This window comes from Roseicyclus persicicus, from assembly GCF_012395815.1.
Taxonomy (GTDB): domain Bacteria; phylum Pseudomonadota; class Alphaproteobacteria; order Rhodobacterales; family Rhodobacteraceae; genus Roseicyclus; species Roseicyclus persicicus.
Genome location: NZ_JAAZQQ010000002.1, coordinates 356,680 through 382,918 on the forward strand (window position 1 = coordinate 356,680; position 26,239 = coordinate 382,918).

Consider the following 26,239-nt stretch of genomic DNA (forward strand, 5'->3'; position numbering starts at 1 on the left):
AAGGAGATGGACATGAACCTGGACGCTCTCGAGGAACTGGGCGCCTACATCGCCGAGAAGCAGCCCGATGCCGTGCTCGGCACGCAGGTCTCGGCTCATGGCGAGCTGACGGTCGAGATCACCGCGGCCTCGGTCGCGGGCTTCATCGAGTGGCTGCGCGCCGACCCGACCTGCAAGTTCTCGACGCTGATCGACATCACCGCCGTGGACTGGCCCGAGCGCGACCGCCGCTTCGACGTGGTGTGGCATTTCCTCAGCATGTACCAGAACCAGCGCGTCCGCGTGAAATGCGCGATCCGCGAGGATGACATGCTGCCCTCGATCACGCAGGTCCACATGTCGGCCGGCTGGTACGAGCGCGAGATCTACGACATGTTCGGGATCCTGTTCACCGGCCACCCCGACCTGCGCCGCATCCTGACCGACTACGGCTTCCGCGGGCACCCGCTGCGCAAGGATTTCCCGACCACGGGCTACACCGAGGTGCGCTACGACGAGGAGCTGAAGCGCGTCGTCTACGAGCCGGTCAAGCTGGTGCAGGAATACCGGCAGTTCGACTTCATGTCGCCCTGGGAAGGCGCCGACTACGTGCTGCCCGGCGACGAAAAGGCCAAGGAGGCCGCGAAATGATGGGCTTCGGCGGCGGCGGGTCCCTGTGGTTCCTGATCCTCGCGGTGCTCGTGGTGGTGCCGCTCTGGCGGCTCCTGCCGCAGTACGGCATCCCGTCCTGGGTCGCGCTGGCCGCGCTGATCCCGTTCGGGCTGGTGGTGCTGCTGTGGGTGATGGCGTTCCGCGACAAACTGAACGGAGGTGCGCGGTGATGGACGGCTCCAAAGGCTTCCAGGACGCCCAGACGGGCGAACAGAAGATCCGCAACTTCAACATCAACTTCGGGCCCCAGCACCCGGCGGCCCACGGCGTGCTGCGCCTGGTGCTGGAGCTGGACGGCGAGATCTGCGAGCGCTGCGACCCGCATATCGGCCTGCTGCACCGCGGCACCGAGAAGCTGATGGAAAGCCGCACCTACCTGCAGAACCTGCCCTACTTCGACCGGCTCGACTACGTCGGCACGATGAACCAGGAACACGCCTGGGTGCTGGCGATCGAGAAGCTGACGAACACCCCCGTGCCGCGCCGGGCGCAGCTGATCCGCGTGCTCTACTGCGAGATTGGGCGCATCCTGAACCACCTGCTGAACGTGACCACGCAGGCCATGGACGTGGGCGCCCTGACGCCCCCGCTCTGGGGCTTCGAGGAGCGCGAGAAGCTGATGATCTTCTACGAGCGGGCCTGCGGCGCGCGGCTCCACGCGGCCTATTTCCGCCCCGGCGGCGTCCACCAGGACCTGCCGCCCGAGCTGATCGACGACATCGACACCTGGGCCGACGAGTTCCCCAAGGCGCTGGCCGACATCGACACGCTGCTGACCGAGAACCGCATCTTCAAGCAGCGCAACGTCGACATTGGCGTGGTGACCGAGCGCGACATCCAGGACTGGGGCTTCTCGGGCGTGATGGCCCGCGGCTCGGGCCTCGCCTGGGACCTGCGCCGCGCCCAGCCCTACGAGTGCTACGACGAGTTCGAGTTCCAGATCCCCGTCGGCAAGAACGGCGACTGCTACGACCGCTACCTCTGCCGCATGGCCGAGATGCGGGAATCGACCAGGATCATCAAGCAGGCCTGCGCCAAGCTGCGGCTGCCCGAGAACCAGGGCGACGTGATGGCCCGCGGCAAGATCAGCCCGCCCAAGCGCGGCGAGATGAAGACCTCGATGGAGGCGCTCATCCACCATTTCAAGCTCTACACCGAGGGCTTCCACGTCCCCGCCGGCGAGATCTACGCCGCCGTCGAGGCGCCCAAGGGCGAGTTCGGCGTCTACCTCGTCGCCGACGGCACCAACAAGCCCTACCGCGCCAAGCTGCGTGCGCCGGGCTACGCGCATCTGCAGGCGATGGACCACCTGTGCCGCGGCCACCAGCTGGCCGACGTCTCGGCGATCCTCGGCTCGCTCGACATCGTGTTCGGCGAGGTCGACCGGTGACGCCGGACGCCTGCCCATCTTTGCTTTCCAAATACTCCCGCCGGAGGCTCCCGCAGGTGACGCCTTCGCGCGGTCCGTCAGACCGAGGACCCGCCCGATGCTGAGACGCCTCCACCCCGAGCAACCCGCCAGCTTCGCCTTCACGCCCGACAACCTGGCCTGGGCGCAGGCGCAGATCACCAAGTATCCCGAGGGCCGCCAGGCCAGCGCGATCATCCCGCTGCTGTGGCGCGCGCAGGAGCAGGAGGGCTGGCTGACCCGGCCCGCCATCGAATACGTCGCCGACATGCTGGGCATGGCACATATCCGCGCGCTCGAGGTGGCGACCTTCTACTTCATGTTCCAGCTGCAGCCGGTGGGCTCGGTCGCCCATGTGCAGATCTGCGGCACCACGTCGTGCATGATCTGCGGCGCCGAGGACCTGATCGCGGTGTGCCGCGACAAGATCGCGCCGCGCGCGCACCAGCTCTCGGCCGACGGCAAGTTCAGCTGGGAAGAGGTCGAGTGCCTCGGCGCCTGCGCCAACGCCCCGATGGCGCAGATCGGCAAGGACTACTACGAGGACCTGACCGCCGAGAGGCTGGCCCACATCATCGACGAGATGGCCGCCGGCCGCGTGCCCACCCCGGGCCCGCAGAACGGGCGCTACGCCTCCGAACCGCTGGGCGGGGCGACCTCGCTCAAGGATCACGAGGCGGGCCGCGACCCGCTGAACGCCTCGGCCCGGCTCGCCGCCGACATCGGCGACACGATCAAGCGCATCGACGGCACCGAGGTGCCGCTGCTCGCGCCCTGGGGCCGCCAGTCGGGCGGCGACGTCGCCGTGGCCGAGCGCCCCGCGCCCGCCCGCCCCAAGGCCCCCGCCGAGGAGACCGCGGCCCCCGCCGCGGTCGAGGAGGCCGCCCCCGAGCGCCTGTCGGCCCCGCGTCCCGGCCGCCAGCCCGACGACCTCAAGCGCATCAGCGGCGTCGGCCCCAAGCTCGAGGCGCTCCTGAACGAGCTGGGCTTCTGGCATTTCGACCAGATCGCCGCCTGGACGCCCGCCGAGGTCGCCTGGGTCGACGCCCGGCTCAAGTTCAAGGGCCGCATCGCGCGCGACGGCTGGATCGACCAGGCCCGCGCCTTCGCCGCCGAGGGCTGACGGGGGCGGCGCTCTGTCGCGCCCCGGCGGCTCGAAGCGCGCCGCCCGCCCGCTAGCTCCCCGACTGCACCACAGTTGGGGAGAAGCAAGACATGACAACAAGATACAGGTTCGTGGCCCTCGTGACCGTCTGGACCGTCGCCGCTATCAGCGGCCTGACCGTGGCCCTGGCCGCGGTGGGCTGGCTCGGCCTCTGGGTCGCCATCGGCGCTTTCGCGGGGCTTGGCACCACCATCGTCGGGGGCTGGCTGGGCCAGCTTCTGTTCGCCACCGACCTCGACGCCCTCGCGGCCGCGCGGGTCGAGACGCGGGACCGCGACATTTCGTCCTGAATCGGCGAGACGAATCCTTTTTCCCCGGTTAAACATGCGCAAAGACACGTGAAGACAGGGGGGACCTGCGATGAAGTCGACTTCGGCAAGCCTGATCAGCCTTGCGATCGTCTGGGGCGTGGCCTCGGCGGTCGGGTTCGTGGCGATGGCCATGCTCATGATGCTCGGGGACTGGACGCTGCTGCAGGCGCTGTTTGCGGCGGCGGCGGTGTTCTTCGTGCTGGGCTCGGTGCTGTCGCTGATGTTCCTCGCGCCGTTGCCGGGCCCGCAGAAGCCCGGCACCGCCGGCTGGGCCGCGCGGGGCGCCGCGCCCAAGGCCCATGGCAAGCCCGTGCACGCCGCTCCTGCCGCCGCTCCGGCTCCGGCTAAGGCCCCGGCCGCCGCCGCTGCCCCGGCTCCGGCCGCCCCGGCGTCGGCCGAGGGTGCCCGCCCGGCGGGCCTGTCGGCCGCGCGCGCGGGCGGTGCCGACGACCTCAAGCGGATCAAGGGCATCGGGCCCAAGCTGGAGCAGCTGTGCAACAGCCTCGGCTTCTACCACTTCGACCAGATCGCCGCCTGGACGCCCGCCGAGGTCGCCTGGGTCGATGACAACCTCGAGGGCTTCAAGGGCCGCGTGACCCGCGACAACTGGGTCGAGCAGGCCAAGCTTTTGGCCGCAGGCGGCCAGACGGAATTCTCGCGCAAAGTCGACAAAGGTGACGTATACTGACCTTCGGGAGGGTTGATGACCACGATTCCGAAGGAGCGGGTATGACCATCGCCGAAGATCTGTGGCTGCGCGGCCAGGCTGCGCAGCGAAACCTCCTGCACATTGCCAGCTACAACAGCGCCTTCGCGGGCACCGCTGCGCTGCAGGGCCTGCACATGGGCCTGACCGCGCCGCAGGCGTTCTGGGCCGCCATCGCCCGCGCCGCCGCCAAGCCGTCCCCCAGGGCCCGCGCCCGGGCCGCCGCCGAGGTGGTGCCGCTGGTCGCGGAACCCGCGCCCGTGGCCGTCGCCCCGGCGCCCGCGCCCGAGCCCGTGGCGGCCGATCCCGCGCCCGCCACGGTGATCCCGCTGGTTCCGGCGGCCGAGCCAGTGGCGGCGACGCCCTCGCCGCTCCTGCTGGACGAGCCCCGCGACGGCAAGCCGGACGACCTGACCGTGCTGGCCGGCGTCGGCAGGAAGCTCGCCACCGCGCTGAACGAGTTCGGCATCTACCACTTCGACCAGATCGCCGCGCTGGACGAGGAGGGGATCGCCTGGCTCGACGCGCAGCAGAAGGGCTTTCGCATGATCTGCGCCCGCTACGACCTGGTGGGGCAGGCCAAGGCGCTCAGCTGACCGGCCGGGGATTGCAACGCGCCCGCCCGATCCGCTAGGCAGGCGGCGACCCGACGCCACAGGCCGCCGCCATGCCCCTGCCGCCCGAACACAGCGAAACCGAACGCCGCCGCCGCGGCCAGATCCGCTTGGCCGCCATCGTGATGGCGGCGACCATGGTGCTGTGGATGGGCGCCAGCTTCGTCGGCGGGCAGCTGGGGCTGCCGCCGCGCTTCGCCTTCCTGTTCGACCTTGCGGCGATTGCCGCACTGGTCTGGGCCCTCGCGGTGACGTATTGGGTGTGGAAAGCGCGGCGCGAGGATGCCTCGGACCGCTGACGCGAAGCCACAGTCGGCCCGACTGACCCGGGCCCGGACGACACGCGAGAGAGGCCAGATGCTTCAGGACAAAGACCGGATCTTCACCAACATCTACGGCATGCACGATCGCACCCTGGCCGGGGCCAAGGCGCGCGGCCACTGGGACGGGACCAAGGACCTGATCGGCCTCGGCCGCGACAAGATCATCGAGATCATGAAGGCGTCGGGCCTGCGCGGCCGCGGCGGCGCGGGCTTCCCGACCGGCCTCAAGTGGTCCTTCATGCCCAAGGAATCGGACGGCCGGCCCAGCTACCTCGTGGTCAACGCCGACGAATCCGAACCCGGCACCTGCAAGGACCGGGAGATCATGCGCAACGATCCCCACACGCTGATCGAGGGCTGCCTGATCGCGTCCTTCGCGATGGGGGCGCACGCCTGCTACATCTACATCCGCGGCGAATACATCCGCGAGCGCGAGGCGCTGCAGGCCGCCATCGACGAGGCCTATGACGCGGGCCTTCTGGGCAAGAACGCCGCCGGCTCGGGCTGGGATTTCGACCTCTACCTGCACCACGGCGCCGGCGCCTACATCTGCGGCGAGGAAACCGCGCTGCTGGAATCGCTCGAGGGCAAGAAGGGCATGCCGCGGATGAAGCCGCCCTTCCCGGCGGGCGCGGGCCTCTACGGCTGCCCGACCACGGTGAACAACGTCGAATCCATCGCCGTCGTCCCCACCATCCTGCGCCGCGGCGCCGAGTGGTTCGCGGGCTTCGGTCGGCCCAACAACGCGGGCACCAAGCTGTTCGCGATCTCGGGCCACGTGAACCACCCCTGCGTCGTCGAGGAGGCCATGAGCATCCCCTTCGACGAGCTGATCGACCGCCATTGCGGCGGCATCCGCGGCGGCTGGGACAACCTCAAGGCGGTGATCCCCGGCGGATCGTCGGTGCCGATGCTGCCCGCGCACATGATGCGCGAGGGCGCGATCATGGATTTCGACTGGCTGCGCGAGCAGCGCTCGGGCCTCGGCACCGCGGCGGTGATCGTGATGGACAAGTCCACCGACATCATCAAGGCGATCTGGCGCCTGTCCAAGTTCTACAAGCACGAAAGCTGCGGCCAGTGCACGCCCTGCCGCGAGGGCACGGGCTGGATGATGCGGGTCATGGACCGGCTGGTGAAGGGCGAGGCGCGGGTCGAGGAGATCGACATGCTGCTCGACGTGACCAAGCAGGTCGAAGGCCACACCATCTGCGCGCTGGGCGACGCGGCGGCTTGGCCGATCCAGGGCCTCGTGCGGCATTTCCGCTCCGAGATCGAGGACCGCATCCGCGTCAAGCGCGACGGCAGCGTCGGCATCGCCGCGGAATGACCGGCGCGCGCGCGTCGCGCGTCGGCCTTGTCGCCGCGCTGGCCCTGTCGGCCTGCGCGGCCGAGGCGCCGTCGGCCTACCTTGTCACGGAAACCAGCTTCGACGCAGGCGCGCGCGTCGGGGCCCCGCTGCCCGCGATCGAGGTGCGCCGCACCGACGGCACCGCGCTGACCCGCGAGGACTGGACGGTGGCCGAGGCCGCCGCGCGCGACCACTGCGCCGCCCGCGGCGCCGGCTACGACCGCCTGCCGCCCGCCCGCGACTACACCCAGATGCGGCTGGAGGAGGGCGTCTTCACCTTCCTCGCCCGCTGCACCGGCTGAGGGCGGGGCGCGCGGCGGCGGATGCTTGACGCACGGGACCGGATCGGCGAGACCGGGGCAGGGCCCCTGCTTGCGAACGGAACAGCCATGACGACCCATATCCTGCGCCTCGCCCTCGTGGTCGGCCTCGTGGCCGCCCTGTCGGCCTGCGGCTGGCGCGATCCGGGGCCGCGGGGCGTCGGCCTGCCCTTCGACGCGCGGCTGGCCACCGGCGAAACCTGGCGCGACTTCACCGTCCGCGTGGTCGCACCCGGCGCGACGCTGGTGCAGGCCCGCGAGAGCGCCCGCTACGAGGCGACGCGCCATTGCCTCGAACGCACCGGCTTTTCCGACGTCGACTGGGTGATCGACCCGGCCACCGCCGACTGGGCCGTGGCCCGCACCGAGGCCGGCGAGCCCATCGTCTCGGGCAGCTGCGCCCGCCGCTGAGCGGCCGGGGCGCGGCAAAGCTGCCACAGCGCGCGCGGTCGCGTGCCACCCCCGCGTTGCGAAAAAGCCCGCGATTCCGTACTCTTCCCCAAAACAAATGATCCGGGCCGCCACCGGCGCCCGGACTGGGGTGTGGCAAGAAGGGCAGCGGTTCATGGTACGCATGTATTGGTATGGGCTGGCGATCATCTACCTCGCGGCATGTGTCACGGGGATGATCCTCGGCTACACCTGGGGCATCGGCGGCTCGATCCTCGGCATCGTCGTCGGCGCGATGGTCGCCTCGGGCGTCGCCATGGCGCTGAACACCCCCGAACGGATGGAGGCGGCCTTCTACGGCATCCTCTCCGTCGTCTTCGTCACCGGGCTGGTCTGGCTGATCGTGACCTTCTGGGGCGTGCGCCTGTGATCCCGCGCCCGCGTCGGCGGCGGCCCGCCGACCACGGGCCCCGCGCGGGCGGGCGTTATTGAATAACCGCGGCCGCGGGCCCCATGTCTGACCCCGGGACCAGACGCTGAGAGGCAGATTCACGATGAAGACCTATGCCAGGATCATGGCGATTTCCGTGCTGGTGACGGCCACCGGCCTGTTGACCACGCTTGGCGCGGCCCGCGCCGACCAGTTCGAGACGCTGCGCACCGACGAACGGCTGCACAACGGGCTGCTGGCGATCACCATCGGCCGCCACATCGAACGCACCTGCCCGTCGATCGAACGGCGCGACCTTGCGGCCAACGCCTTCCTTCTGGGGCTTGCGACCCACGCGATGGGCCTCGGCTACAGCCGCGCCGAGGTCACGGCCTATGTCGAGGACGACACCGAGCAGGACCGCTACATCACGCTCGCCCGCCGCTACTTCGCCGAACGCGGCGTGATGACCGAGGATGACGTCGAGGGCGCATGCCGCGTGGGGCGCGACGAAATCGCCGCGGGCTCGCCCATTGGCAGACTGCTCCGCGGGGGCTAAAAGCGGCGGCAACCGCGAACGTGCCCGGGGGGGATCGGCCAGACCCGATCCCGCCGACCCCGCGCCGGAGAGAGGACCGCACCCCATGAGCGACTTGCGCAAGATCATCATCGACGGCCGTGAGGTCGAGGTCGATCCCGCGATGACGCTGATCCAGGCCTGCGAGGTCGCCGGCATCGAGATCCCGCGCTTCTGCTACCACGAGCGCCTGTCGATCGCCGGCAACTGCCGCATGTGCCTGGTCGAGGTCGTGGGCGGCCCGCCCAAGCCCGCCGCCTCCTGCGCGATGCAGGTGCGCGACCTGCGCCCCGGCCCCGACGGCGCGCCGCCGGTGGTCAAGACCAACAGCCCGATGGTCAAGAAGGCCCGCGAGGGGGTGATGGAGTTCCTGCTCATCAACCACCCGCTGGATTGCCCGATCTGCGACCAGGGCGGCGAATGCGACCTGCAGGACCAGGCGATGGCCTACGGCGTCGACTTCTCCCGCTACCGCGAGCCCAAGCGCGCCGCCGACAACCTCGACCTCGGCCCGCTGGTCAAGACCGAGATGACGCGCTGCATCTCCTGCACGCGCTGCGTGCGCTTCATCACCGAGGTCGCGGGCGTGCCCGAGATGGGCCAGACCGGCCGCGGCGAGGATTCCGAGATCACCTCCTACCTCGGCCAGACGCTGGAATCGGAGCTGCAGGGCAACATCGTCGACCTGTGCCCGGTCGGCGCGCTGACGTCCAAGCCCTACGCCTTCACCGCCCGGCCCTGGGAACTGACCAAGACCGAATCCATCGACGTGATGGACGCGCTGGGGTCCAGCATCCGCATCGACACCAAGGGCCGCGAGGTCATGCGCATCCTGCCGCGCAACCATGACGGCGTGAACGAGGAATGGCTGTCGGACAAGTCGCGCTACGTCTGGGACGGCCTGCGCCGCCAGCGGCTTGACCGGCCCTACATCCGCGAGAACGGCAAGTTGCGCCCGGCCAGCTGGGCCGAGGCGCTGTCGCTCGCCGGGGCCAAGGTCAAGGGCGCGGCGAAGCTCGCGGGCCTCGTGGGCGACCTCGCCCCGACCGAGGCCGCCTTCGCGCTGAAGCAGCTGGTCGAGGCCAGGGGCGGCCACGTGGAATGCCGCACCGACGGCGCCAAGCTGCCCGCCGGCAACCGCGCCGCCTATGTCGGCACCGCCGCGATCGAGGACATCGACACCGCCCGCGCGATCCTGCTGATCGGCACCAACCCGCGCGCCGAGGCGCCGGTGCTGAACGCCCGCATCCGCAAGGCCTGGAGCCGCGGCGCCGAGGTCAAGCTGATCGGCGAGGCCGTCGACCTGACCTACCCCTACACGCATCTGGGCACCGACCGCGCCGCGCTGGCCGCGCAGATCGACGCCGCGCACGCGGCCGCCGAGGGCGTGCCCAGCCTGGTGATCGTGGGGCAGGGCGCGCTGCGCGAGGCCGATGGCGCCGCCGTTCTGGCCCATGCCCGGAAGATCGCCGAGCAGTCGGGCTCGGGCCTGCTGGTCCTTCACACCGCTGCGGGCCGCGTCGGCGCGATGGACGTGGGCGCCGTGACCGAGGGCGGCCTGTCCGCCGCGGTCGAGGGCGCCGACGTGATCTGGAACCTCGGCGCCGACGAGATCGACATCGAGGCCGGCCCCTTCGTCATCTACCAGGGCAGCCACGGCGACCGCGGCGCGCATCGCGCCGACCTGATCCTGCCGGGCGCGGCCTGGACCGAGGAGCAGGGCCTGTTCGTGAACACCGAGGGCCGGCCGCAGCTGGCGCTGCGCGCGGGCTTCCCGCCGGGTGAGGCCAAGGAAAACTGGGCGATCCTGCGCGCGGTCTCGGCCGAGGCCGGCGCGCCGCAGCCCTGGAACACCCTGGCCGAGCTGCGCCGCGCGCTGGTGGCCGCGGTGCCGCACCTCGCCATGATCGACGAGGTGCCCGAGAACACGGGCGACGACCTGCCGCTGGGCACGCTGGGCAAGGCGAGCTTCGTCTACGCCGTGGCGGACCATTTCCTGACCAACCCCGTCACCCGGGCCTCGGCCCTGATGGCGGATCTGTCGGCGCGCGCCAAGGCGCGGGCCGAGACCAGGATCGCGGCGGAGTAACGGCCATGGCGTGGGCCCGGGGAGGCGTGTCGGCCCTCGCGGGCCTGCTCGCCGTTGCGTCCTGCACGGCGGGCGAGGGGCCGCGGCCCGGCTCCATGCCGCCGGCCACCTACGACGGCGTGGAAACCCGGCTTCTCGACGATGATCTGGTGAATTTCCGGGTTCGGATGACCGGCGTGGCGACCCGCGACGACGTGGCCGCTTACGCCCGCTGCGCGGCTGCGCAATACGCCCTCATCCGCGGCTTCGGCTTTGCGCGACATGTCCGCACAAGCGTGCAGGAACAGGGTGGCGTTTGGGTCGGAGATGCGGTTTACACCATCTCGCCGGCGCTCCCGCGGGGGTTGCAGACGCTCGACGCCGAAGTCGTGGCGGCCGCGTGCGCCGAACAGGGGATACCGACGGTTTAGGGAACGACCCATGGACGGATTCTTTTCGACCACGCTGGGCCTGATGGCGATCATGGCGGCGCAGAGCCTGCTGGTGATCGGCTTCGTCATGGTCAGCCTCCTGTTCCTCGTCTACGGCGACCGCAAGATCTGGGCCGCCGTGATGATGCGGCGGGGCCCCAACGTGGTGGGCGTGTTCGGCCTGCTGCAGACCGTCGCCGACGCCCTGAAATACGTTGTGAAAGAGGTGGTTATCCCCGCCGGCGCCGACCGGCCGGTGTTCCTGATGGCGCCGATGACCAGCTTCGTTCTGGCCATCCTCGCCTGGGCCGTGATCCCCTTCAACGACACCTGGGTGCTGGCCGACATCAACGTCGCCATCCTCTACGTCTTCGCCATGTCCTCGCTCGAGGTCTACGGCGTGATCATGGGCGGCTGGGCGTCGAACTCGAAATACCCGTTCCTCGGCTCGCTCCGGTCGGCCGCGCAGATGATTTCCTACGAGGTCTCGATCGGCCTCATCATCATCGGCGTCATCATCTCGACCGGCTCGCTCAACTTCGGCGATATCGTCGCGGCGCAGGATACGGGCTGGGGCCTGTTCGGCTGGTACTGGCTGCCGCACCTGCCGATGGTGTTCCTGTTCTTCATCTCGGCGCTGGCCGAGACCAACCGCCCGCCCTTCGACCTGCCCGAAGCGGAATCCGAACTCGTGGCCGGCTATCAGGTCGAATACTCGTCCACGCCGTTCCTGCTGTTCATGGCGGGCGAATACATCGCCATCTTCCTGATGTGCGCGCTGATCACGCTGCTGTTCTTCGGCGGCTGGCTGTCGCCCATCCCCTTCATCCCCGACAGCCCGTTGTGGATGGTGGCCAAGATGGCGTTCTTCTTCTTCCTCTTCGCGATGGTGAAGGCGATCGTGCCGCGCTACCGCTACGACCAGCTGATGCGGCTGGGCTGGAAGGTGTTCCTGCCCTTCTCGCTGGCCTGGGTGGTGCTGGTCGCCTTCTTCGCCAAGTTCGAGCTCTTCGGCGGGGCCTATGCCCGCTGGGCCATCGGAGGCTGATCCATGACTCAGATCGACTGGAACCGCGCCACGAAGTACTTCCTGCTCGGGGATATCTGGGCGGGGATGCGGCTGGGGCTGAAGTATTTCTTCTCGCCCAAGGTCACGGTGAACTACCCGCATGAAAAGGGGCCGCTGTCGCCCCGGTTCCGCGGCGAACACGCGCTGCGCCGCTATCCCAACGGCGAGGAACGCTGCATCGCCTGCAAGCTCTGCGAGGCGATCTGCCCCGCGCAGGCCATCACCATCGACGCCGAACCGCGCGAGGACGGCAGCCGCCGCACCACGCGCTACGACATCGACATGACCAAGTGCATCTACTGCGGCTTCTGCCAGGAGGCCTGCCCGGTCGATGCCATCGTCGAGGGCCCGAACTTTGAGTTCGCCACCGAGACCCGCGAAGAGCTCTACTACGACAAGGACAAGCTCCTCGAGAACGGCGCGCGCTGGGAGGCGGCCATCGCCCGCAACCTCGAGCTGGACGCGCCCTACCGATGACCGACACCCCCGCCAACCCCTTCGAGGCGCTGATGCGCCAGACCCAGAGCATGGCCCAGGACTGGGTCAAGGCCGTCAATCCCGCGCTGGCGAACTTCAACCCCGCGCAGATGGACAAGCTCTGGCCGACGGTGCCCGCCGAGATGCTGGAGGCCTTCTTCGGCAAGCAGTTCAACCCCGAGGGGCTGGATGCCAAGACGCGGCTCCTGCTCACGCTCCTCGGCCTGACGATCCAGGGCGCGGTGGCCGAGGCGCAGATCCGCCTGACCGTGCGCCACGCGGTCGAGGCCGGCGCCACCAAGCAGGAGGTGGCCGAGACCATCGGTCTCGCCGCGCTGTTCGGCGGCGTGCCCGCGATGAACAAGGCGATGGAACTGGCGACCGAGGCGCTCGACCGGGGCGAGGAGGATTGAGATGAACATGGCCGATTTCACCTTCTACCTCTTTGCCGTGTCGGTGGTGACCGGCGGCCTGCTGACCGTGACCGCGAAGAACCCGGTGCACTCGGTGCTCTGGCTGATCCTCGCCTTCCTGTCGGCGGCGGGCCTGTTCGTGCTGGTTGGCGCGGAATTCGTCGCGATGCTGCTGATCATCGTCTACGTGGGCGCGGTCGCGGTGCTGTTCCTGTTCGTGGTGATGATGCTCGACATCGACTTCGCCTCGCTCAAGGCCGAGATGGCCAAGTACATGCCGCTGGCGGGGCTGATTGGCGTCGTGCTCCTGATGCAGCTGGCGCTGGCCTTCGGGGCGTGGGAGTTTTCCGACGGCATCGACGCGCGGCTGGGCAACCCGATCCCGCCGCTGACCGAGGCGCACAACACCGAGGCGCTCGGCCTCATCCTCTACGACCGCTACTTCTTGCTGTTCCAGCTGTCCGGCCTGATCCTGCTGGTCGCCATGATCGGCGCGATCGTGCTGACGCTGCGCCACCGCCAGGACGTCAAGCGCCAGGACGTGATCGCCCAAATGATGCGCGACCCGGCCAAGGCGCTGGAACTGAAGGACGTGAAACCGGGGCAGGGCCTCTAGGCCCCGCCCGCAACCGCCACGAGACCGCGGGCCTCACCGCGGCACGGACCGAACGACGATGCGGGGCACCAGGCCGCCGCGGAGGGACGCGATGAACGACCGGACGGGACAGACCCGCAGCCGCGCCGCCTTGGCGCTTGCGGCCTGCTGCGTCGCCGGAAGCGCCGCGGCGCTGCCGCCGCCCGCGCCCTGCGTCTGGAACGAGGGCGCCGGCCGCCTTGAGCCGGTGGTCGACGGGGTCTACGCCCCCGGCCTGCAGGAGGTGTTCCCCGCCGCGGCCGGCGACGGCTTCGTCACTTGGGTCCTCTACGGCGGGACCGGCGACGGCTACGGCCCCGAACGCTTCGTCCTGCAGCACTGCCCGACCGGGCAGGACCTGCTGATCGTGCTGCCCGAGGGCGACGTGACCCGCCTCGAGGCCGCCTACGACGAGATGATCCGGGGCGAGGCGCCCTACACGATGCGCCAGATCGGCGAGGCGATGGCGCAGCTCGGCGCCGGGGTCCGGCGCGTGCAGAACGAATTCGGCAGCTGCGGCTGCGATGTGATCTGGGGAAATGGATAGGCCATGACCATCGGACTGGAACACTACCTGACGTTCGCCGCGGCGCTCTTCGTCATCGGCATCTTCGGCATCTTCCTGAACCGCAAGAACGTCATCATCATCCTGATGTCGATCGAGCTGATGCTGCTGGCGGTGAACATCAACCTCGTCGCCTTCTCGGCCTTCCTCGGGGATCTCACCGGGCAGGTGTTCACCCTGTTCGTGCTGACCGTCGCCGCGGCCGAGGCCGCGATCGGCCTGGCGATCCTCGTGTGCTTCTTCCGCAACCGCGGCACCATCGCGGTGGAAGACGTCTCGAACATGCGGGGCTGATCGGCATGACGCGGACCCGCCCCTTCCTCCTCTGCGCCGGGATCGCCGCCGCCACGGGGCTGACCGCCCAGGCGGCGCTGGCCTGCATGCCCGTGCCGCTGGAGGTGACGGCGGGGCCCGTGGCCGGCGAGGGCTGCAGCCAGAGCCAGGTCCTGGACGAGTATCGCGCCGTGGGCCTGTCGTCGGTGACCGCGGCCGCGGGCGGGCTTCTGATGCAGGACATCTATGACGGCAACGCCTGCTACCTCGAGGCCAACCTGCTGGTGATCGACTGCGCCGCCGGGCAGATGCTGGTGATCGGGCCCGACCAGCGCAGCCTCGAGACCGAGCCGCGCGAGACCGGCATCGACCGCATCGCCGCCTGGCTGGGCACCGAGGGTCCCGCGCCGGGCTTCGACGAGATCGCCGCGCGGGCCATGCGCGAAGGCTACGACGCGCCGCTGCGGGCGGCGGCGGGGGCACGGCTGTCGATCAACGGGGCGGGGGTCGACACGACCTGCGCCTGCCGGGGCTGAGACGACCGATGCCCCAGGACAAGACACACGGGACCAAGACCCGGAGGGACAAGATGACGACCGGACTGGAGCAGTTCCTGACCCTGGCAGCAGCAGGCGCCACCGCGGCGCGGATCGAGGGCTGAGCGACCGATGGAAACGATCCTCCTCTTCTCCCCGCTGGTCGGCGCGATCATCGCGGGCTTCACCTGGCGGCTGATCGGCGAGACCGGCGCGCAGGTCGCGGCCACCGCGCTGCTGTTCCTGTCCTGCCTCCTGTCCTGGGTGGTGTTCCTGTCCTTCGACGGGACGACCTACACCCACAGCCTGTTCACCTGGATCGAAAGCGGCACGCTGTTCACCGACTGGGCGATCCGCATCGACCGGCTGACGGCGATCATGCTGATCGTGATCACCACGGTGTCGGCGCTCGTGCACCTGTATTCCTTCGGCTACATGGCGCATGACGACAACTTCAAGCACGGCGAAAGCTACCGGCCGCGCTTCTTCGCCTACCTGTCCTTCTTCACCTTCGCGATGCTGATGCTGGTGACGGCGGACAACCTGCTGCAGCTGTTCTTCGGCTGGGAGGGCGTGGGCGTCGCCTCCTACCTCCTGATCGGCTTCTACTACCGCAAGCCGTCGGCGGGCGCGGCCGCGATGAAGGCCTTCATCGTCAACCGCGTCGGCGACTTCGGCTTCCTGCTCGGCATCTTCGGTCTGTTCTGGATGGCCGACAGCATCCAGTTCGACGTGATCCTGCCGATGGGCGCCGAGTTCGCCGAGATGACCATTCCCTTCCTGGGCATGGAGCTGAACGCGGCCAACACCATCGCGATGCTCCTGTTCATCGGCGCGATGGGCAAGTCGGCGCAGCTCATCCTGCACACCTGGCTGCCCGACGCGATGGAGGGCCCGACGCCGGTGTCGGCGCTGATCCACGCCGCCACCATGGTGACGGCGGGCGTGTTCCTGGTCTGCCGCATGTCGCCGCTGATGGAATACGCGCCCTTCGCCACGAACTTCATCATCGTGCTCGGCGCCGCCACGGCCTTCTTCGCCGCCACGGTCGGCCTCGTGCAGAACGACATCAAGCGCGTCATCGCCTATTCGACCTGCTCGCAGCTGGGCTACATGTTCGTCGCCGCGGGCGTGGGCGTCTACTCGGTGGCGATGTTCCACCTGTTCACCCACGCCTTCTTCAAGGCGATGCTGTTCCTCGGCGCGGGCTCGGTCATCCACGCGATGCACCACGAGCAGGACATGCGGAACTACGGCGGCCTGCGGAAAAAGATCCCCTACACCTTCGCCGCCATGATGATCGGCACGCTGGCGATCACCGGCGTCGGCATCCCGACCACCTATTTCGGCTTTGCCGGGTTCTTCTCCAAGGACGCGGTCGTTGAATCCGCCTACGCCTTCGGCGGCGACCTCGGGCAGTATGCCTTCTGGGCGCTGATCGTGGCGGCGGTGTTCACCAGCTTCTACTCCTGGCGGCTGATGTTCCTGACCTTCTTCGGCACGCCGCGGGGCAACAAGCACACCCACGACCACGCGCACGAGTCCCCCTGGACCATGCTCGCGCCGCTTGGCGTGCTGGCCGTGGGCGCGGTGTTCTCGGGCGTGGTGTGGTACAACTCCTTCTTCGGCCACACCGACACGGTCGCCCGCTTCTTCGGCGTGCCCTACGCCGTCGAGGGCCATGCCGAAGAGGGCGCGCATGGCGCGGCCGACGAGGCGCATGGCGCGGCCGACGCCCACGCCGCAGCCCCGGCCGCCGACGCCCATGCGGCTGCGCCTGCCGCCGATGCCCACGCCGCCGAGGCGGCCGCCGACGACCACGGCGGCGGCTACGCCCACTACGTGTTCACCGGCGCGCCGGGCGAGGGCGCGATCCACGCCGCCCCCGGCAACACCATCCTGAACGACGCCCACGAGGTCCCGAAATGGGTCAAGTGGAGCCCGTTCTTCGCGATGCTGCTGGGCTTCGTCACGGCGTACTGGTTCTACATCGTGAACCCGTCCCTGCCCAAGCGGCTCGCGCAGGCGCAGCGCCCGCTCTACCTGTTCCTGCTGAACAAGTGGTACTTCGACGAGGCCTACGACTTCCTGTTCGTGCGCCCCGCCCGCTGGCTCGGCCGCTTCCTGTGGAAGGGCGGCGACGGCGCCGTCATCGACGGCGGCATCAACGGGCTCGCCATGGGGATCATCCCCTTCTTCACCCGCCTCGCGGGCCGGGCGCAGTCCGGTTACATCTTCACCTATGCCTTCGCCATGGTGCTGGGGATCGTCGTCCTCGTCACCTGGGTCACCCTGAGCGTCGGAGGCTGAGAGACGACCCATGGACAACCTTCTCTCCATCGTCACCTTCCTGCCGCTGGTCGCCGCGATCATCCTCGCCGTGTTCCTGCGCGGCGACGACGCGGCCGCGCAGCTGAACGCCAAGCGCCTGGCGCTGGCCGCCACCACCGCGACCTTCCTGATCTCGCTCGCGATCCTTGTGGAGTTCGACCCCGCCAACACCGGCTTCCAGCTGGTGGAGGAAAGCGAGTGGCTGTTCGGCCTGACCTACAAGGTCGGCGTCGACGGGATCAGCGTGCTGTTCGTGCTGCTGACCACCTTCCTCATGCCCATCACCATCGCGTCGTGCTGGGGCGTGACGCACCGGGTCAAGGAATACATGGTCGCCATGCTGGTGCTGGAAACGCTGATGCTCGGCGTCTTCGTGGCCCTCGACCTCGTGCTGTTCTACCTGTTCTTCGAGGCCGGCCTGATCCCGATGTTCCTGATCATCGGCATCTGGGGCGGCAAGGACCGGATCTACGCGTCCTTCAAGTTCTTCCTCTACACCTTCCTCGGCTCGGTGCTGATGCTGGTGGCGATGATCGCGATGTATGTCGATGCCGGCACCTCGGACATAGAGGCGCTCCTGCGCCACCAGTTCGACGCAGGCCCGCTGTCCCTGATGGGCTGGCAGATCGCGGGCGGCATGCAGACGCTCCTCTGGCTCGCCTTCTTCGCCAGCTTCGCGGTCAAGATGCCGATGTGGCCCGTCCACACCTGGCTCCCCGACGCGCACGTGCAGGCGCCGACCGCGGGCTCGGTCGTGCTGGCCGCGATCCTGCTCAAGATGGGCGGCTATGGCTTCCTGCGCTTCAGCCTGCCGATGTTCCCCGTCGCCTCCGACATCATGGCGCCGCTGGTGCTGTGGCTCAGCGTCATCGCCATCATCTACACCTCGCTGGTGGCGATGGTGCAGGAGGACATGAAGAAGCTGATCGCCTATTCCTCCGTCGCCCACATGGGCTTCGTGACCATGGGCATCTTCGCCGCGAACCAGCAGGGCGTCGATGGCGCGATCTTCCAGATGATCAGCCACGGCTTTGTCTCGGGCGCGCTCTTCCTCTGCGTCGGCGTGATCTACGACCGGATGCACACCCGCGACATCGACGCCTACGGCGGCCTCGTCGTGCGGATGCCGGCCTACGCGCTGATCTTCATGCTCTTCACCATGGCGAACGTGGGCCTGCCGGGCACCTCGGGCTTCGTCGGCGAATTCCTGACGCTGATCGGCGTCTTCCAGGTCAACACGTGGGTCGGCGTCTTGGCCGCGACCGGCGTGATCCTGTCGGCCTGCTACGCGCTGTGGCTCTACCGCCGCGTGGTGTTCGGCGACCTGATCAAGGAAAGCCTCAAGTCCATCACCGACATGGACCGGCGCGAGCGCGCGATCTTCGCGCCGCTGGTCGTCATGACCCTCCTCCTGGGCGTCTACCCGAGCCTTGTGACCGACATGATCGGCCCCTCGGTCGAGGCGCTCGTCACCCGATACGACGTGGCGGTCTCGGCCTACGTGCCCGACACCCATGTCGCCGCGAACCACTGAGGTGATCCGATGATTGGCGCCGACCTGACCATCCTGATCCCCGAGATCATCCTGGCCCTCTTCGCGATGGCCGCCCTTCTGGCGGCCGTCTACACCACCAAGGACGGGCTCGCCCCCGCGCTGACCTGGGGCACCGCGCTGCTGTTCGCGGTGATGGCCTTCTACATCGCCGTCACCGGCGAGGGCACCCGCGTGGCCTTCGGCGGCATGTTCGTCGACGACGCCTTCGCCCGCTTTGCCAAGGTCACGATCCTGCTGTCCGCCGCCGCCATCCTGGTCATCAGCCACGACTACATGCAGCGGACCGACCTCCTGCGCTTCGAGTACCCGGTGCTGGTCACGCTCGCCACCATCGGCATGATGATGATGGTCTCGGCCGGTGACCTGATCGCGCTCTACATGGGGCTCGAGTTGCAGTCGCTGGCGCTCTACGTCATCGCCTCGCTCCGCCGCGACAGCGTGCGCTCGACCGAGGCGGGCCTGAAGTACTTCATCCTCGGCGCGCTGTCCTCGGGCCTCTTGCTCTACGGCGCATCGCTGACCTACGGCTATGCCGGCACCACGCTGTTCTCGGGCATCGTCCAGACCGCGACGGCGGGCGAGATGCCGCTGGGCCTCCTGTTCGGCCTGGTCTTCGTGCTGTCGGGCCTGGCCTTCAAGGTCTCGGCCGCGCCCTTCCACATGTGGACGCCCGACGTCTACGAAGGCTCGCCCACGCCGATCACCGCGCTTTTCGCCACCGCCCCCAAGGTCGCCGCGATGGCGCTCTTCGCCCGCGTGGTCTACGACGCCTTCGGCGGCGCGGTCGGCGACTGGCAGCAGATCGTCGCCTTCCTCGCCATCCTGTCCATGTTCGTCGGCGCCATCGCCGCGATCGGCCAGACCGACATCAAGCGGCTGATGGCCTATTCCTCGATCTCGCACATGGGCTTTGCCCTGATGGGCCTCGCCGCGGGCACCGAGCAGGGCGTGCAGGCGATGCTGATCTACATGGCGATCTACGTCACCATGAACATCGGCACCTTCGCCTTCATCCTGACCATGGAAAAGGACGGCCGCCACGTCACCGAGATCAGCGCGCTGTCGTCCTTCGCCAGCCGCGAGGGGACCAAGGCGCTGGCGCTGCTGGTGCTGATGTTCAGCCTCGCGGGCGTGCCGCCGCTGGTGGGCTTCTTCGGGAAATACGCCGTGCTCTGGGCCGCGGTCGAGGCCGGCATGGCCTGGCTCGCCATCGCGGGCGTGATCGCCTCGGTCATCGGCGCCTACTACTACCTGCGCATCGTCTACCTGATGTATTTCGGGGCCGACCGCGAAGGGCTGGATGGCCGGATGGGCGTGCTGCAATACGGCGGGCTCATGGTCATGGCCGGGCTGATCGCGCTGGCGTGGCTGCCGGGGATCAACCTGCTGGGCCTCGAGGGCATGGCGGCGCAGGCCGCGGAAACCCTTGTCCGCTGACACGGGCTGGCCCGCCGGCACCGCCCGGCAGGTCCTGATCACCACCGACAGCACCATGGCCGAGGCCGCCCGCCAGGCGGCCCGGCTGCCCGGCCCCACCTGGATCTGCGCGCTGGAGCAGACCGCCGCCCGCGGCCGCCGCGGCCGGGCCTGGGCCATGCCGCCGGGCAACTTCGCCGCCTCCCTCGTGCTGCGCCCCGATGGCCCGCCGGGGCAGGCCGCGCTCCGGTCCTTCGTGGCCGCGCTGGCGCTGCGGGACGCCTGCGTCGCCGCCACCGGCCGGCCCGGGGCCTTCACCCTCAAATGGCCGAACGACGTGCTCCTGAACGGCGGCAAGCTGGCGGGCATCCTGCTCGAATCCATGGGGCAGGGGGGGCGCGTGGACCACCTCATCATCGGCATCGGCGTCAACCTCGCCGCCGCCCCCGACCCCGCCACGCTGGAGCCGGGCGCCGTGCCCCCCGTCAGCCTCGCGGGCGAAACCGGCGTCACGGTGACGCCCGAGGCGTTCCTCGACCTCCTCGCGCCTGCCTACGACGCCCGCGAGCGGCAGTTCACGACGCTCGGCTTCGCCCCGATCCGCACGGCCTGGCTGGCCCATGCCGCCCGGCTGGGGGACACTGTCACCGCCCGCACCGCGCGGGACGAGACCACCGGCATCTTCCGCGACGTGGACATGGAGGGGCATCTCGTGCTGGAAACACCGAAAGGGCCCACGCGCATCGCCGCGGCCGACATCTTTTTCTGACCTGGGGGGCATGGCCCATGCTGCTCTGCATCGACTGCGGCAACACCAACACCGTGTTCAGCGTCTGGGACGGGACACGGTTCCTGTGCACGCTGCGCACCGCGACCGACCACCAGCGCACGGCCGACCAGTACTACGTCTGGCTGTCGACCCTGATGGCGCACCACCGGATCGACGCGCAGATCACGCAGTCGATCATCTCGTCCACCGTGCCGCGGGTGGTGTTCAACCTGCGCGTCCTGTGCGACCGCTACTTCAACACCCGGCCGCTGGTCGTGGGCAGGCCCGACTGCCTCCTGCCGCATCCGCCGCGGGTGGACGAGGGCACGCAGGTCGGCCCCGACCGGCTGGTCAACACCGCGGGCGCCTACGACCGCCACGGCGGCGACCTGATCGTGGTCGACTTCGGCACCGCCACCACCTTCGACGTGGTGGCCCATGACGGCGCCTATGTGGGCGGCGTCATCGCGCCCGGCGTGAACCTCAGCCTCGAGGCGCTGCACCGCGCCGCCGCGGCGCTGCCGCATGTGGACGTCACGAAACCGCAGCGCGTGATCGGCACGAATACGGTTGCGTGCATGCAGTCGGGTGTGTTCTGGGGCTACATCGGCCTCGTCCGGGGCATCTGCGAGCGCATCCGCGCGGAACACGAGCGCCCCATGCGCATCATCGGCACCGGCGGCCTCGCCTCGTTGTTCTCGCAGGGCGACGTGCTATTTGACCGGATCGAGGACGACCTGACCATGCATGGCCTCACGGTCATCCACCAATACAACAAGGACCACGGCACCTTATGACGGACCGGAACCGGCTGATCTACCTCCCCCTCGGCGGCGCGGGGGAGATCGGGATGAATTGCTACGTCTACGGCTACGGCCCCGCCGATCAGGAGCGCCTGATCGTGGTCGACCTCGGCGTGGCCTTCCCCGACATGGACGGCCAGCCCGGCGTCGACCTGATCCTGCCCGACGTGGCATGGCTCGAGGCGCGGCGCGACCGGATCGAGGCGATCTTCATCACCCACGCCCACGAGGACCACGTCGGCGCCGTCGGCCACCTCTGGGGCCGACTGCGCGCGCCGGTCCATTGCCGGCCCTTCACCGCGCTCCACGCGATCCGTAAGATGGAGGAGGCGGGCCACTCCACCGACCACGTCAAGACCGCCCCGGTCTGGCCGGGCAAGGTCGAGGCCGGCCCCTTCACCGTGCAATTCGCCCCGGTCAGCCACTCGATCCCCGAGGCCTCCGCGCTGGTGATCGACACGCCGGCGGGCCGCATCGTGCATTCGGGCGACTTCAAGATCGACCGCGACCCGGTGGTGGGCGAACCCTTCGACCCCGAGCTCTGGGCCCAGATCGGGCAGGACGGCGTGCTGGGCTATGTCTGCGATTCGACGAACGTGTTCACCCGCACGCCGGGCCGCTCGGAAAGCCAGCTGCCGGCCCCGATCGGCGAGCTGGTCGCGGGCGCGAAGGGCATGGTGGTGGCGACCACCTTCGCCTCGAACATCGCGCGGCTCAAGACGCTGGCCGAGGCCGCGGTGGCCAACGGCCGGTCGGTCTGCCTGATGGGGCGCGCGATGAAGCGCATGGTCACGGCGGGCGAGGAATCGGGCGTGCTGCGGGGCTTTCCCCGCACCCTCAGCCCCGAGGAGGCGTCCGAGGTGCCGCGCGAGAACCTGATGCTGATCGTGACCGGCAGCCAGGGCGAACGCCGCGCGGCCTCGGCCGCCCTGTCGCGGGGCAGCTACCTGGGGCTGGAGATGAAGGAGGGCGACATGTTCCTGTTCTCCTCCAAGACCATCCCCGGCAACGAGGTCGCGGTGGCGCGGATCAAGAACGCGCTGGCCGAAAAGGGTGTCGACGTGATCGACGACAGCCACGGCTTCTACCACGTGTCCGGCCACGCCAACCGCCCCGACCTCGAGGCGATGCACGACATCCTGCGCCCCCGCATCCTGATCCCCAACCACGGCGAATACCGTCACCTGCGCGAACATGCGCAGCTGGCGCTGTCCAAGGGCATGACCGGGATCGTGGCGGCCAACGGCTCGATGGTGGAGCTGTCGGGCAACGCGCCGCGCATCGTGGAATTCATCGAGGTGTCAAAGACCTACCTCGACGGCGCGGCCTTCGTCGGCGCGCTGGACGGGGTGATCCGCGACCGCATGAAGCTGGCGCTGAACGGGCTGGTCGCGGTGGCGCTGATCGTCGACGAGGACGACGTGCTGCTGGAAGACAGCTGGGTCGCGCTGCGGGGCCTGCCCGAGACCGCCGGCAACGGCGCCGACCTCGCCGAGATGATCGAGGACGAGCTGGCCGAGGCGATGCCCCGTTTCGACGGCAAGACCGTGAACGACGACGACCGGCTGGAGGAAGCCGTGCGCCGCGTCGTGCGCAACCTCTGCCTCACCGAGATCGGCAAGAAGCCCGAGGTGACGGTCCTGATTTCCCGGCTGATGGCGGCCTGAGCAGGGCGCGCGCGGGCGTCAGCCCGCGGCGTCCTCCGGCGTGGCCTCCTCGGCCTTCTTCGTCACGCGCTTGCGGCGCTTCGGCTTCGGCTTGGCCGCGTCCTCGGCCACGGGGGCCTCGACGGTCTCCACCGCGGCGACGGTCTCGGGCGCCTCGTCCTCGACTTCGGGCGTTTCGGCCTCGGAGGCCGCGGGCCCGCCGCGGCGTTCCTCGAAGCTCAGCGCGATGAAATCGGGCAGGTGATCGCCCATGCCGACGATGCGGTCGCCGTCGCGGCCGCGGCCCCGGCGGTCGCCGTCGCGGTCGCGCGGCGGGCGGCGGTCGGTATCGCGGTCGCGGGTCCGGGGCGCCTCGCGCTCGCGCTCAGGCTCGGCGCGCGGGGCGGCGGCGGCCTCCTCGGGCGCCTTGCGGTCGCCCTCCTCGGGGCGCCCACGCCCGCCGCGGCTGCGGCGCGTGCGGCTGCTGCTGCTCTCGCGCGGGGCGGGGCGCTCCTCGCCCTCGGGCCGCGCGCCCGGCGACCACGGCGCCTCGGCGCGCGGGATCTCCTTGGCGATCAGGTTTTCGATGGCGGTCAGGTACTTCTCGTCCGCCGGCACCGCGATGGAGATCGCGACGCCCGACCGGCCCGCCCGGCCGGTGCGGCCGATGCGGTGGACGTAATCCTCGGCATGGCTCGGCAGGTCGTAGTTGAACACGTGGCTCACGCTCGGGATGTCGAGGCCGCGGGCGGCCACGTCCGAGGCAACGAGCAGCCGCAGCTTGCCCTCGCGGAAGCTATCGAGCGTGCGGGTGCGGTGCGACTGGTCGAGGTCGCCGTGGATCGGTTCGGCGTTGAAGCCGTGCTTCTGCAGCGACTTGGCGACGATGTCGACGTCGACCTTGCGGTTGCAGAAGATGATCGCGTTGGTGCAGCGCTCGCCCTCGGCGGTGATCGCGGCGCGCAGCATCTCGCGCTTTTCCGCGGCGCTGGTGTCGCGGCGGGTCGGCTTGAACTGCAGCAGGCGCTGCTCGATCGTCTCGGACGCCGTCGCCTGCCGGGCCACCTCGATCCGGGCGGGGTTCGACAGGAAGGTGTTGGTGATCCGCTCGATCTCGGGCGCCATGGTGGCCGAGAAGAACAGCGTCTGGCGCGTGAAGGGCACCAGCCCGAAGATCCGCTCGATATCGGGGATGAAGCCCATGTCGAGCATCCGGTCGGCCTCGTCGACCACCATGATCTTGACGTCGTTCAGGATCAGCTTGCCGCGCTCGAAATGGTCCAGCAGCCGGCCCGGCGTCGCGATCAGCACGTCGACACCCTTGTCGATCAGGACGTCCTGTTCCTTGAAGCTGACGCCGCCGATCAGCAGCGCCTTGGTCAGCTTCACGTGCTTGGCGTAGGTGTCGAAGTTCTCGGCCACCTGCGCCGCCAGTTCCCGCGTCGGGCAGAGCACCAGGCTCCGCGGCATCCGCGCCCGGGCCCGGCCGCGCGCCAGCTGCGTGATCATCGGCAGGGTGAAGCTCGCCGTCTTGCCGGTGCCGGTCTGGGCGATGCCCAGCACGTCGCGCCCTTCGAGCGCGGGGGGGATGGCGCCGGCCTGGATCGGGGTGGGGGTTTCGTAGCCGGCTTCGACTACGGCTTTCAGAACCTTGGGGTTAAGGTTGAGGTCGGAAAAGCTCGTCATGTGCGTCCAGTCTGGCCGGGACGGTCCCGGCGGATGATGTCTGGAGCGCATGTCGTCCGGCGCGCTCCGCGGATCGGGGCCCCCGCGCGGATCGCGGGATTGCGTGGCACATAGGCGAAAAGCGGCCCCGCGTCAAACGCGGCGGTCAGCGCGCAGCGCGCGCCGTCGCGTCGCGGAACAGCGAGGCGGGCGCCGCGATGTCGAGCGTGCCCGAGCGCTCGACCAGCCGGAAGGCCAGCCCCGCGACCACGGCCCGGTCGAACAGCGCGGCGGACAGGTAGACCATCCCCAGCGCCCGGTCGCGGCAATGCCCGTGGGTGCAGCCCAGCCCCGCCTCGCGGCGGAAGGGCAGGCGTGTGCCGCCGGCCCAGGCCTCGGCATAGCTCAGCCGGTGCACCCCGTCGTCCCGGTGCCTGAGCACCAGCGCGCGGACCGTCTCGCCGTCGCGGGTGACGATCAGGACATGGCCCATGATCACGTGATGCGGATGCGCCGACACGCGGACCTGCGCGGTGTAGACGCCGGAGACGCCGGTTTCCGTCACCTGCAACGCGCCGCCCCCCTGCGCCGCGGCCGGCAGGGCCGGGAGGAGCAGGAGGGCGAGCGCGAGGGCGTGCCGAAGGACCATGACGGGCAGTCTGCCCCTGCAGCGGTTAACGCACGGTTAAGCCGTGGCGGTCGGGTGCAGCGCCGGCCGGTAGCCCGCGGCCAGCACGGCAAGGCTCGGCCGCGGGGTCAGCACCGTCGCCGCGCCCATGGGCCGGGGCCGGGGCGCGCCGTAGCCCGTGACGCCGAAGGGCCGGATCGCGTCGCCCGTCACCAGGTGCGCCGCGCCCTGCCAGAGCACGAAGGCCCCGTCCGGCAGCGCCGCCGCCTCGGCCTCGTGCCGCACCTGCGCCCGCGTCCGCGTCACCCGCGCCGGGTGCAGCGCCGCGTCCATCTCGGGCGCGCGGGGCAGGGCGCCCGTCGCCCCGGCCCAGGCCGCGCGGAACCGCTCGTAATCGGCCCGCCGGCACTCCGCGCAGGGCCGGTGCCCGGCCGCCAGCGCCACCGCCTCGTCGAGGAAGAACAGCTCGGTGTAGCGCCCCGGGCTCATCGGCACCCGTTTGCGCCCCTTGAAGGACAGCGCGCAGCACACCCAGCCCCGGAGCTTCCACCGCGCGGTGCCGAGGCGCTGGTGCTCGTCATGCAGAATGCCACGGTTGCCCATGAGGGTGCCGCGATAGGCCGCGTCCGCCACGATCTCGCCCGTGGGCAGGACGCGGTTCTGAAGGGTCATGAGGGAACCTCTTGTGATATCAATGTTCTTCGCGCAACCTGA

At 69.6% G+C, this 26,239-nt stretch carries 31 protein-coding genes; 28 read left to right on the forward strand and 3 right to left on the reverse strand.

Annotated features, from left to right (window positions below; genetic code table 11):
• Positions 1 to 12: 12 nt before the first annotated feature.
• The 28 genes from HCU73_RS06995 to HCU73_RS07130 all read left to right on the forward strand — a co-directional run bounded on the left by HCU73_RS06995 (position 13) and on the right by HCU73_RS07130 (position 23,253).
• On the forward strand, positions 13 to 630 hold the full coding sequence (locus HCU73_RS06995) for an NADH-quinone oxidoreductase subunit C (RefSeq protein WP_168622713.1): 618 nt from the start codon (positions 13 to 15) through the stop codon (positions 628 to 630).
• Entirely contained in the window at positions 627 to 821 is a 195-nt protein-coding gene (locus tag HCU73_RS07000; RefSeq protein WP_239025474.1) for a hypothetical protein, read from the forward strand. The genes HCU73_RS06995 and HCU73_RS07000 overlap by 4 nt, the downstream gene beginning before the upstream one ends.
• Complete coding sequence (locus HCU73_RS07005) at positions 821 to 2,041, forward strand: NADH-quinone oxidoreductase subunit D (RefSeq protein WP_168622714.1); 1,221 nt, start codon at positions 821 to 823, stop codon at positions 2,039 to 2,041. The genes HCU73_RS07000 and HCU73_RS07005 overlap by 1 nt, the downstream gene beginning before the upstream one ends.
• A 97-nt stretch (positions 2,042 to 2,138) precedes the next feature.
• Positions 2,139 to 3,182, forward strand: a complete 1,044-nt coding sequence (gene nuoE / locus HCU73_RS07010) for an NADH-quinone oxidoreductase subunit NuoE (protein WP_168622715.1) — start codon at positions 2,139 to 2,141, stop codon at positions 3,180 to 3,182.
• A gap of 113 nt (positions 3,183 to 3,295) precedes the next feature.
• Complete coding sequence (locus tag HCU73_RS07015; RefSeq protein WP_168622716.1) at positions 3,296 to 3,514, forward strand: hypothetical protein; 219 nt, start codon at positions 3,296 to 3,298, stop codon at positions 3,512 to 3,514.
• 70 nt (positions 3,515 to 3,584) lie between these two features.
• On the forward strand, positions 3,585 to 4,223 hold the full coding sequence (locus HCU73_RS07020) for an NADH:ubiquinone oxidoreductase (RefSeq protein WP_168622717.1): 639 nt from the start codon (positions 3,585 to 3,587) through the stop codon (positions 4,221 to 4,223).
• Positions 4,224 to 4,264: 41 nt separating this feature from the next.
• Positions 4,265 to 4,837: an NADH:ubiquinone oxidoreductase gene (locus HCU73_RS07025; RefSeq protein ID WP_168622718.1), complete on the forward strand. Its 573-nt coding sequence runs from the start codon at positions 4,265 to 4,267 to the stop codon at positions 4,835 to 4,837.
• A gap of 71 nt (positions 4,838 to 4,908) precedes the next feature.
• Positions 4,909 to 5,154 (forward strand): DUF5337 domain-containing protein, encoded by a 246-nt coding sequence (locus tag HCU73_RS07030; protein ID WP_168622719.1) that lies wholly within the window; start codon positions 4,909 to 4,911, stop codon positions 5,152 to 5,154.
• 58 nt (positions 5,155 to 5,212) lie between these two features.
• Positions 5,213 to 6,508 carry an NADH-quinone oxidoreductase subunit NuoF gene (gene nuoF / locus HCU73_RS07035; RefSeq protein WP_168622720.1) on the forward strand — a complete coding sequence of 432 codons (1,296 nt, stop codon included), beginning with the start codon at positions 5,213 to 5,215 and terminating at the stop codon, positions 6,506 to 6,508.
• The gene (locus tag HCU73_RS07040) at positions 6,505 to 6,831 is read left to right on the forward strand and encodes a hypothetical protein (RefSeq protein ID WP_168622721.1); all 327 of its coding nucleotides are present in this window, start codon (positions 6,505 to 6,507) and stop codon (positions 6,829 to 6,831) included. The genes nuoF and HCU73_RS07040 overlap by 4 nt, the downstream gene beginning before the upstream one ends.
• 87 nt (positions 6,832 to 6,918) lie before the next feature.
• Positions 6,919 to 7,260, forward strand: coding sequence for a hypothetical protein (locus HCU73_RS07045; RefSeq protein WP_168622722.1), 342 nt, complete (start codon positions 6,919 to 6,921; stop codon positions 7,258 to 7,260).
• Positions 7,261 to 7,414: 154 nt separating this feature from the next.
• Complete coding sequence (locus tag HCU73_RS07050; protein ID WP_168622723.1) at positions 7,415 to 7,669, forward strand: hypothetical protein; 255 nt, start codon at positions 7,415 to 7,417, stop codon at positions 7,667 to 7,669.
• 124 nt (positions 7,670 to 7,793) lie between these two features.
• Positions 7,794 to 8,228, forward strand: a complete 435-nt coding sequence (locus HCU73_RS07055; protein WP_168622724.1) for a DUF5333 domain-containing protein — start codon at positions 7,794 to 7,796, stop codon at positions 8,226 to 8,228.
• An 85-nt stretch (positions 8,229 to 8,313) separates the two neighbouring features.
• On the forward strand, positions 8,314 to 10,335 hold the full coding sequence (nuoG, locus tag HCU73_RS07060) for an NADH-quinone oxidoreductase subunit NuoG (protein ID WP_168622725.1): 2,022 nt from the start codon (positions 8,314 to 8,316) through the stop codon (positions 10,333 to 10,335).
• 5 nt (positions 10,336 to 10,340) lie between these two features.
• Complete coding sequence (locus tag HCU73_RS07065; protein ID WP_168622726.1) at positions 10,341 to 10,745, forward strand: hypothetical protein; 405 nt, start codon at positions 10,341 to 10,343, stop codon at positions 10,743 to 10,745.
• Positions 10,746 to 10,755: 10 nt separating this feature from the next.
• Positions 10,756 to 11,793, forward strand: coding sequence for an NADH-quinone oxidoreductase subunit NuoH (gene nuoH, locus HCU73_RS07070; RefSeq protein ID WP_168622727.1), 1,038 nt, complete (start codon positions 10,756 to 10,758; stop codon positions 11,791 to 11,793).
• A 3-nt stretch (positions 11,794 to 11,796) separates the two neighbouring features.
• Positions 11,797 to 12,291, forward strand: coding sequence for an NADH-quinone oxidoreductase subunit NuoI (gene nuoI / locus HCU73_RS07075; RefSeq protein ID WP_168622728.1), 495 nt, complete (start codon positions 11,797 to 11,799; stop codon positions 12,289 to 12,291).
• Complete coding sequence (locus tag HCU73_RS07080) at positions 12,288 to 12,704, forward strand: carboxymuconolactone decarboxylase family protein (RefSeq protein ID WP_168622729.1); 417 nt, start codon at positions 12,288 to 12,290, stop codon at positions 12,702 to 12,704. The genes nuoI and HCU73_RS07080 overlap by 4 nt, the downstream gene beginning before the upstream one ends.
• Before the next feature lie 7 nt (positions 12,705 to 12,711).
• Positions 12,712 to 13,320, forward strand: a complete 609-nt coding sequence (locus tag HCU73_RS07085) for an NADH-quinone oxidoreductase subunit J (protein ID WP_168623245.1) — start codon at positions 12,712 to 12,714, stop codon at positions 13,318 to 13,320.
• A 91-nt stretch (positions 13,321 to 13,411) separates the two neighbouring features.
• Positions 13,412 to 13,885: a hypothetical protein gene (locus HCU73_RS07090; RefSeq protein WP_168622730.1), complete on the forward strand. Its 474-nt coding sequence runs from the start codon at positions 13,412 to 13,414 to the stop codon at positions 13,883 to 13,885.
• A 3-nt stretch (positions 13,886 to 13,888) separates the two neighbouring features.
• Positions 13,889 to 14,197 (forward strand): NADH-quinone oxidoreductase subunit NuoK, encoded by a 309-nt coding sequence (gene nuoK, locus HCU73_RS07095; protein WP_168622731.1) that lies wholly within the window; start codon positions 13,889 to 13,891, stop codon positions 14,195 to 14,197.
• Between the two features lie 5 nt (positions 14,198 to 14,202).
• Positions 14,203 to 14,712, forward strand: coding sequence for a hypothetical protein (locus HCU73_RS07100; RefSeq protein ID WP_168622732.1), 510 nt, complete (start codon positions 14,203 to 14,205; stop codon positions 14,710 to 14,712).
• A 132-nt stretch (positions 14,713 to 14,844) separates the two neighbouring features.
• Positions 14,845 to 17,022 (forward strand): NADH-quinone oxidoreductase subunit L, encoded by a 2,178-nt coding sequence (gene nuoL / locus HCU73_RS07105; RefSeq protein ID WP_168622733.1) that lies wholly within the window; start codon positions 14,845 to 14,847, stop codon positions 17,020 to 17,022.
• A 10-nt stretch (positions 17,023 to 17,032) separates the two neighbouring features.
• Positions 17,033 to 18,577 (forward strand): NADH-quinone oxidoreductase subunit M, encoded by a 1,545-nt coding sequence (locus tag HCU73_RS07110; RefSeq protein ID WP_168622734.1) that lies wholly within the window; start codon positions 17,033 to 17,035, stop codon positions 18,575 to 18,577.
• A gap of 9 nt (positions 18,578 to 18,586) precedes the next feature.
• Positions 18,587 to 20,035 (forward strand): NADH-quinone oxidoreductase subunit NuoN, encoded by a 1,449-nt coding sequence (gene nuoN, locus HCU73_RS07115; protein WP_168622735.1) that lies wholly within the window; start codon positions 18,587 to 18,589, stop codon positions 20,033 to 20,035.
• Positions 20,025 to 20,783, forward strand: coding sequence for a biotin--[acetyl-CoA-carboxylase] ligase (locus HCU73_RS07120; RefSeq protein WP_168622736.1), 759 nt, complete (start codon positions 20,025 to 20,027; stop codon positions 20,781 to 20,783). The genes nuoN and HCU73_RS07120 overlap by 11 nt, the downstream gene beginning before the upstream one ends.
• Before the next feature lie 17 nt (positions 20,784 to 20,800).
• Positions 20,801 to 21,580 carry a type III pantothenate kinase gene (locus HCU73_RS07125; RefSeq protein ID WP_168622737.1) on the forward strand — a complete coding sequence of 260 codons (780 nt, stop codon included), beginning with the start codon at positions 20,801 to 20,803 and terminating at the stop codon, positions 21,578 to 21,580.
• Positions 21,577 to 23,253 carry a ribonuclease J gene (locus tag HCU73_RS07130; protein ID WP_168622738.1) on the forward strand — a complete coding sequence of 559 codons (1,677 nt, stop codon included), beginning with the start codon at positions 21,577 to 21,579 and terminating at the stop codon, positions 23,251 to 23,253. The genes HCU73_RS07125 and HCU73_RS07130 overlap by 4 nt, the downstream gene beginning before the upstream one ends.
• Before the next feature lie 18 nt (positions 23,254 to 23,271).
• Here HCU73_RS07130 and HCU73_RS07135 read toward each other — a convergent pair whose 3' ends face one another.
• The 3 genes from HCU73_RS07135 to HCU73_RS07145 all read right to left on the reverse strand — a co-directional run bounded on the left by HCU73_RS07135 (position 23,272) and on the right by HCU73_RS07145 (position 26,197).
• A complete protein-coding gene (locus HCU73_RS07135; protein WP_168622739.1) occupies positions 23,272 to 24,918 on the reverse strand; it encodes a DEAD/DEAH box helicase in 1,647 nt (548 codons plus the stop codon).
• A 145-nt stretch (positions 24,919 to 25,063) separates the two neighbouring features.
• Positions 25,064 to 25,546: a hypothetical protein gene (locus tag HCU73_RS07140; protein ID WP_168622740.1), complete on the reverse strand. Its 483-nt coding sequence runs from the start codon at positions 25,544 to 25,546 to the stop codon at positions 25,064 to 25,066.
• A gap of 36 nt (positions 25,547 to 25,582) precedes the next feature.
• Positions 25,583 to 26,197, reverse strand: a complete 615-nt coding sequence (locus HCU73_RS07145; protein WP_168622741.1) for a hypothetical protein — start codon at positions 26,195 to 26,197, stop codon at positions 25,583 to 25,585.
• Positions 26,198 to 26,239: the final 42 nt, after the last annotated feature.

What these genes read in the sequence shown, in the direction of transcription:
- HCU73_RS06995 (WP_168622713.1), top strand. Translation starts at nt 13, where the DNA reads ATGAACCTGGACGCTCTCGAGGAACTGGGCGCCTACATCGCCGAGAAG.
- HCU73_RS07000 (WP_239025474.1), top strand. Translation starts at nt 627, where the DNA reads ATGATGGGCTTCGGCGGCGGCGGGTCCCTGTGGTTCCTGATCCTCGCG.
- HCU73_RS07005 (WP_168622714.1), top strand. Translation starts at nt 821, where the DNA reads ATGGACGGCTCCAAAGGCTTCCAGGACGCCCAGACGGGCGAACAGAAG.
- nuoE (WP_168622715.1), top strand. Translation starts at nt 2,139, where the DNA reads ATGCTGAGACGCCTCCACCCCGAGCAACCCGCCAGCTTCGCCTTCACG.
- HCU73_RS07020 (WP_168622717.1), top strand. Translation starts at nt 3,585, where the DNA reads ATGAAGTCGACTTCGGCAAGCCTGATCAGCCTTGCGATCGTCTGGGGC.
- HCU73_RS07025 (WP_168622718.1), top strand. Translation starts at nt 4,265, where the DNA reads ATGACCATCGCCGAAGATCTGTGGCTGCGCGGCCAGGCTGCGCAGCGA.
- HCU73_RS07030 (WP_168622719.1), top strand. Translation starts at nt 4,909, where the DNA reads ATGCCCCTGCCGCCCGAACACAGCGAAACCGAACGCCGCCGCCGCGGC.
- nuoF (WP_168622720.1), top strand. Translation starts at nt 5,213, where the DNA reads ATGCTTCAGGACAAAGACCGGATCTTCACCAACATCTACGGCATGCAC.
- HCU73_RS07040 (WP_168622721.1), top strand. Translation starts at nt 6,505, where the DNA reads ATGACCGGCGCGCGCGCGTCGCGCGTCGGCCTTGTCGCCGCGCTGGCC.
- HCU73_RS07045 (WP_168622722.1), top strand. Translation starts at nt 6,919, where the DNA reads ATGACGACCCATATCCTGCGCCTCGCCCTCGTGGTCGGCCTCGTGGCC.
- HCU73_RS07050 (WP_168622723.1), top strand. Translation starts at nt 7,415, where the DNA reads ATGGTACGCATGTATTGGTATGGGCTGGCGATCATCTACCTCGCGGCA.
- HCU73_RS07055 (WP_168622724.1), top strand. Translation starts at nt 7,794, where the DNA reads ATGAAGACCTATGCCAGGATCATGGCGATTTCCGTGCTGGTGACGGCC.
- nuoG (WP_168622725.1), top strand. Translation starts at nt 8,314, where the DNA reads ATGAGCGACTTGCGCAAGATCATCATCGACGGCCGTGAGGTCGAGGTC.
- HCU73_RS07065 (WP_168622726.1), top strand. Translation starts at nt 10,341, where the DNA reads ATGGCGTGGGCCCGGGGAGGCGTGTCGGCCCTCGCGGGCCTGCTCGCC.
- nuoH (WP_168622727.1), top strand. Translation starts at nt 10,756, where the DNA reads ATGGACGGATTCTTTTCGACCACGCTGGGCCTGATGGCGATCATGGCG.
- nuoI (WP_168622728.1), top strand. Translation starts at nt 11,797, where the DNA reads ATGACTCAGATCGACTGGAACCGCGCCACGAAGTACTTCCTGCTCGGG.
- HCU73_RS07080 (WP_168622729.1), top strand. Translation starts at nt 12,288, where the DNA reads ATGACCGACACCCCCGCCAACCCCTTCGAGGCGCTGATGCGCCAGACC.
- HCU73_RS07085 (WP_168623245.1), top strand. Translation starts at nt 12,712, where the DNA reads ATGGCCGATTTCACCTTCTACCTCTTTGCCGTGTCGGTGGTGACCGGC.
- HCU73_RS07090 (WP_168622730.1), top strand. Translation starts at nt 13,412, where the DNA reads ATGAACGACCGGACGGGACAGACCCGCAGCCGCGCCGCCTTGGCGCTT.
- nuoK (WP_168622731.1), top strand. Translation starts at nt 13,889, where the DNA reads ATGACCATCGGACTGGAACACTACCTGACGTTCGCCGCGGCGCTCTTC.
- HCU73_RS07100 (WP_168622732.1), top strand. Translation starts at nt 14,203, where the DNA reads ATGACGCGGACCCGCCCCTTCCTCCTCTGCGCCGGGATCGCCGCCGCC.
- nuoL (WP_168622733.1), top strand. Translation starts at nt 14,845, where the DNA reads ATGGAAACGATCCTCCTCTTCTCCCCGCTGGTCGGCGCGATCATCGCG.
- HCU73_RS07110 (WP_168622734.1), top strand. Translation starts at nt 17,033, where the DNA reads ATGGACAACCTTCTCTCCATCGTCACCTTCCTGCCGCTGGTCGCCGCG.
- nuoN (WP_168622735.1), top strand. Translation starts at nt 18,587, where the DNA reads ATGATTGGCGCCGACCTGACCATCCTGATCCCCGAGATCATCCTGGCC.
- HCU73_RS07125 (WP_168622737.1), top strand. Translation starts at nt 20,801, where the DNA reads ATGCTGCTCTGCATCGACTGCGGCAACACCAACACCGTGTTCAGCGTC.
- HCU73_RS07130 (WP_168622738.1), top strand. Translation starts at nt 21,577, where the DNA reads ATGACGGACCGGAACCGGCTGATCTACCTCCCCCTCGGCGGCGCGGGG.
- HCU73_RS07135 (WP_168622739.1), bottom strand. Translation starts at nt 24,918, where the DNA reads ATGACGAGCTTTTCCGACCTCAACCTTAACCCCAAGGTTCTGAAAGCC.
- HCU73_RS07140 (WP_168622740.1), bottom strand. Translation starts at nt 25,546, where the DNA reads ATGGTCCTTCGGCACGCCCTCGCGCTCGCCCTCCTGCTCCTCCCGGCC.
- HCU73_RS07145 (WP_168622741.1), bottom strand. Translation starts at nt 26,197, where the DNA reads ATGACCCTTCAGAACCGCGTCCTGCCCACGGGCGAGATCGTGGCGGAC.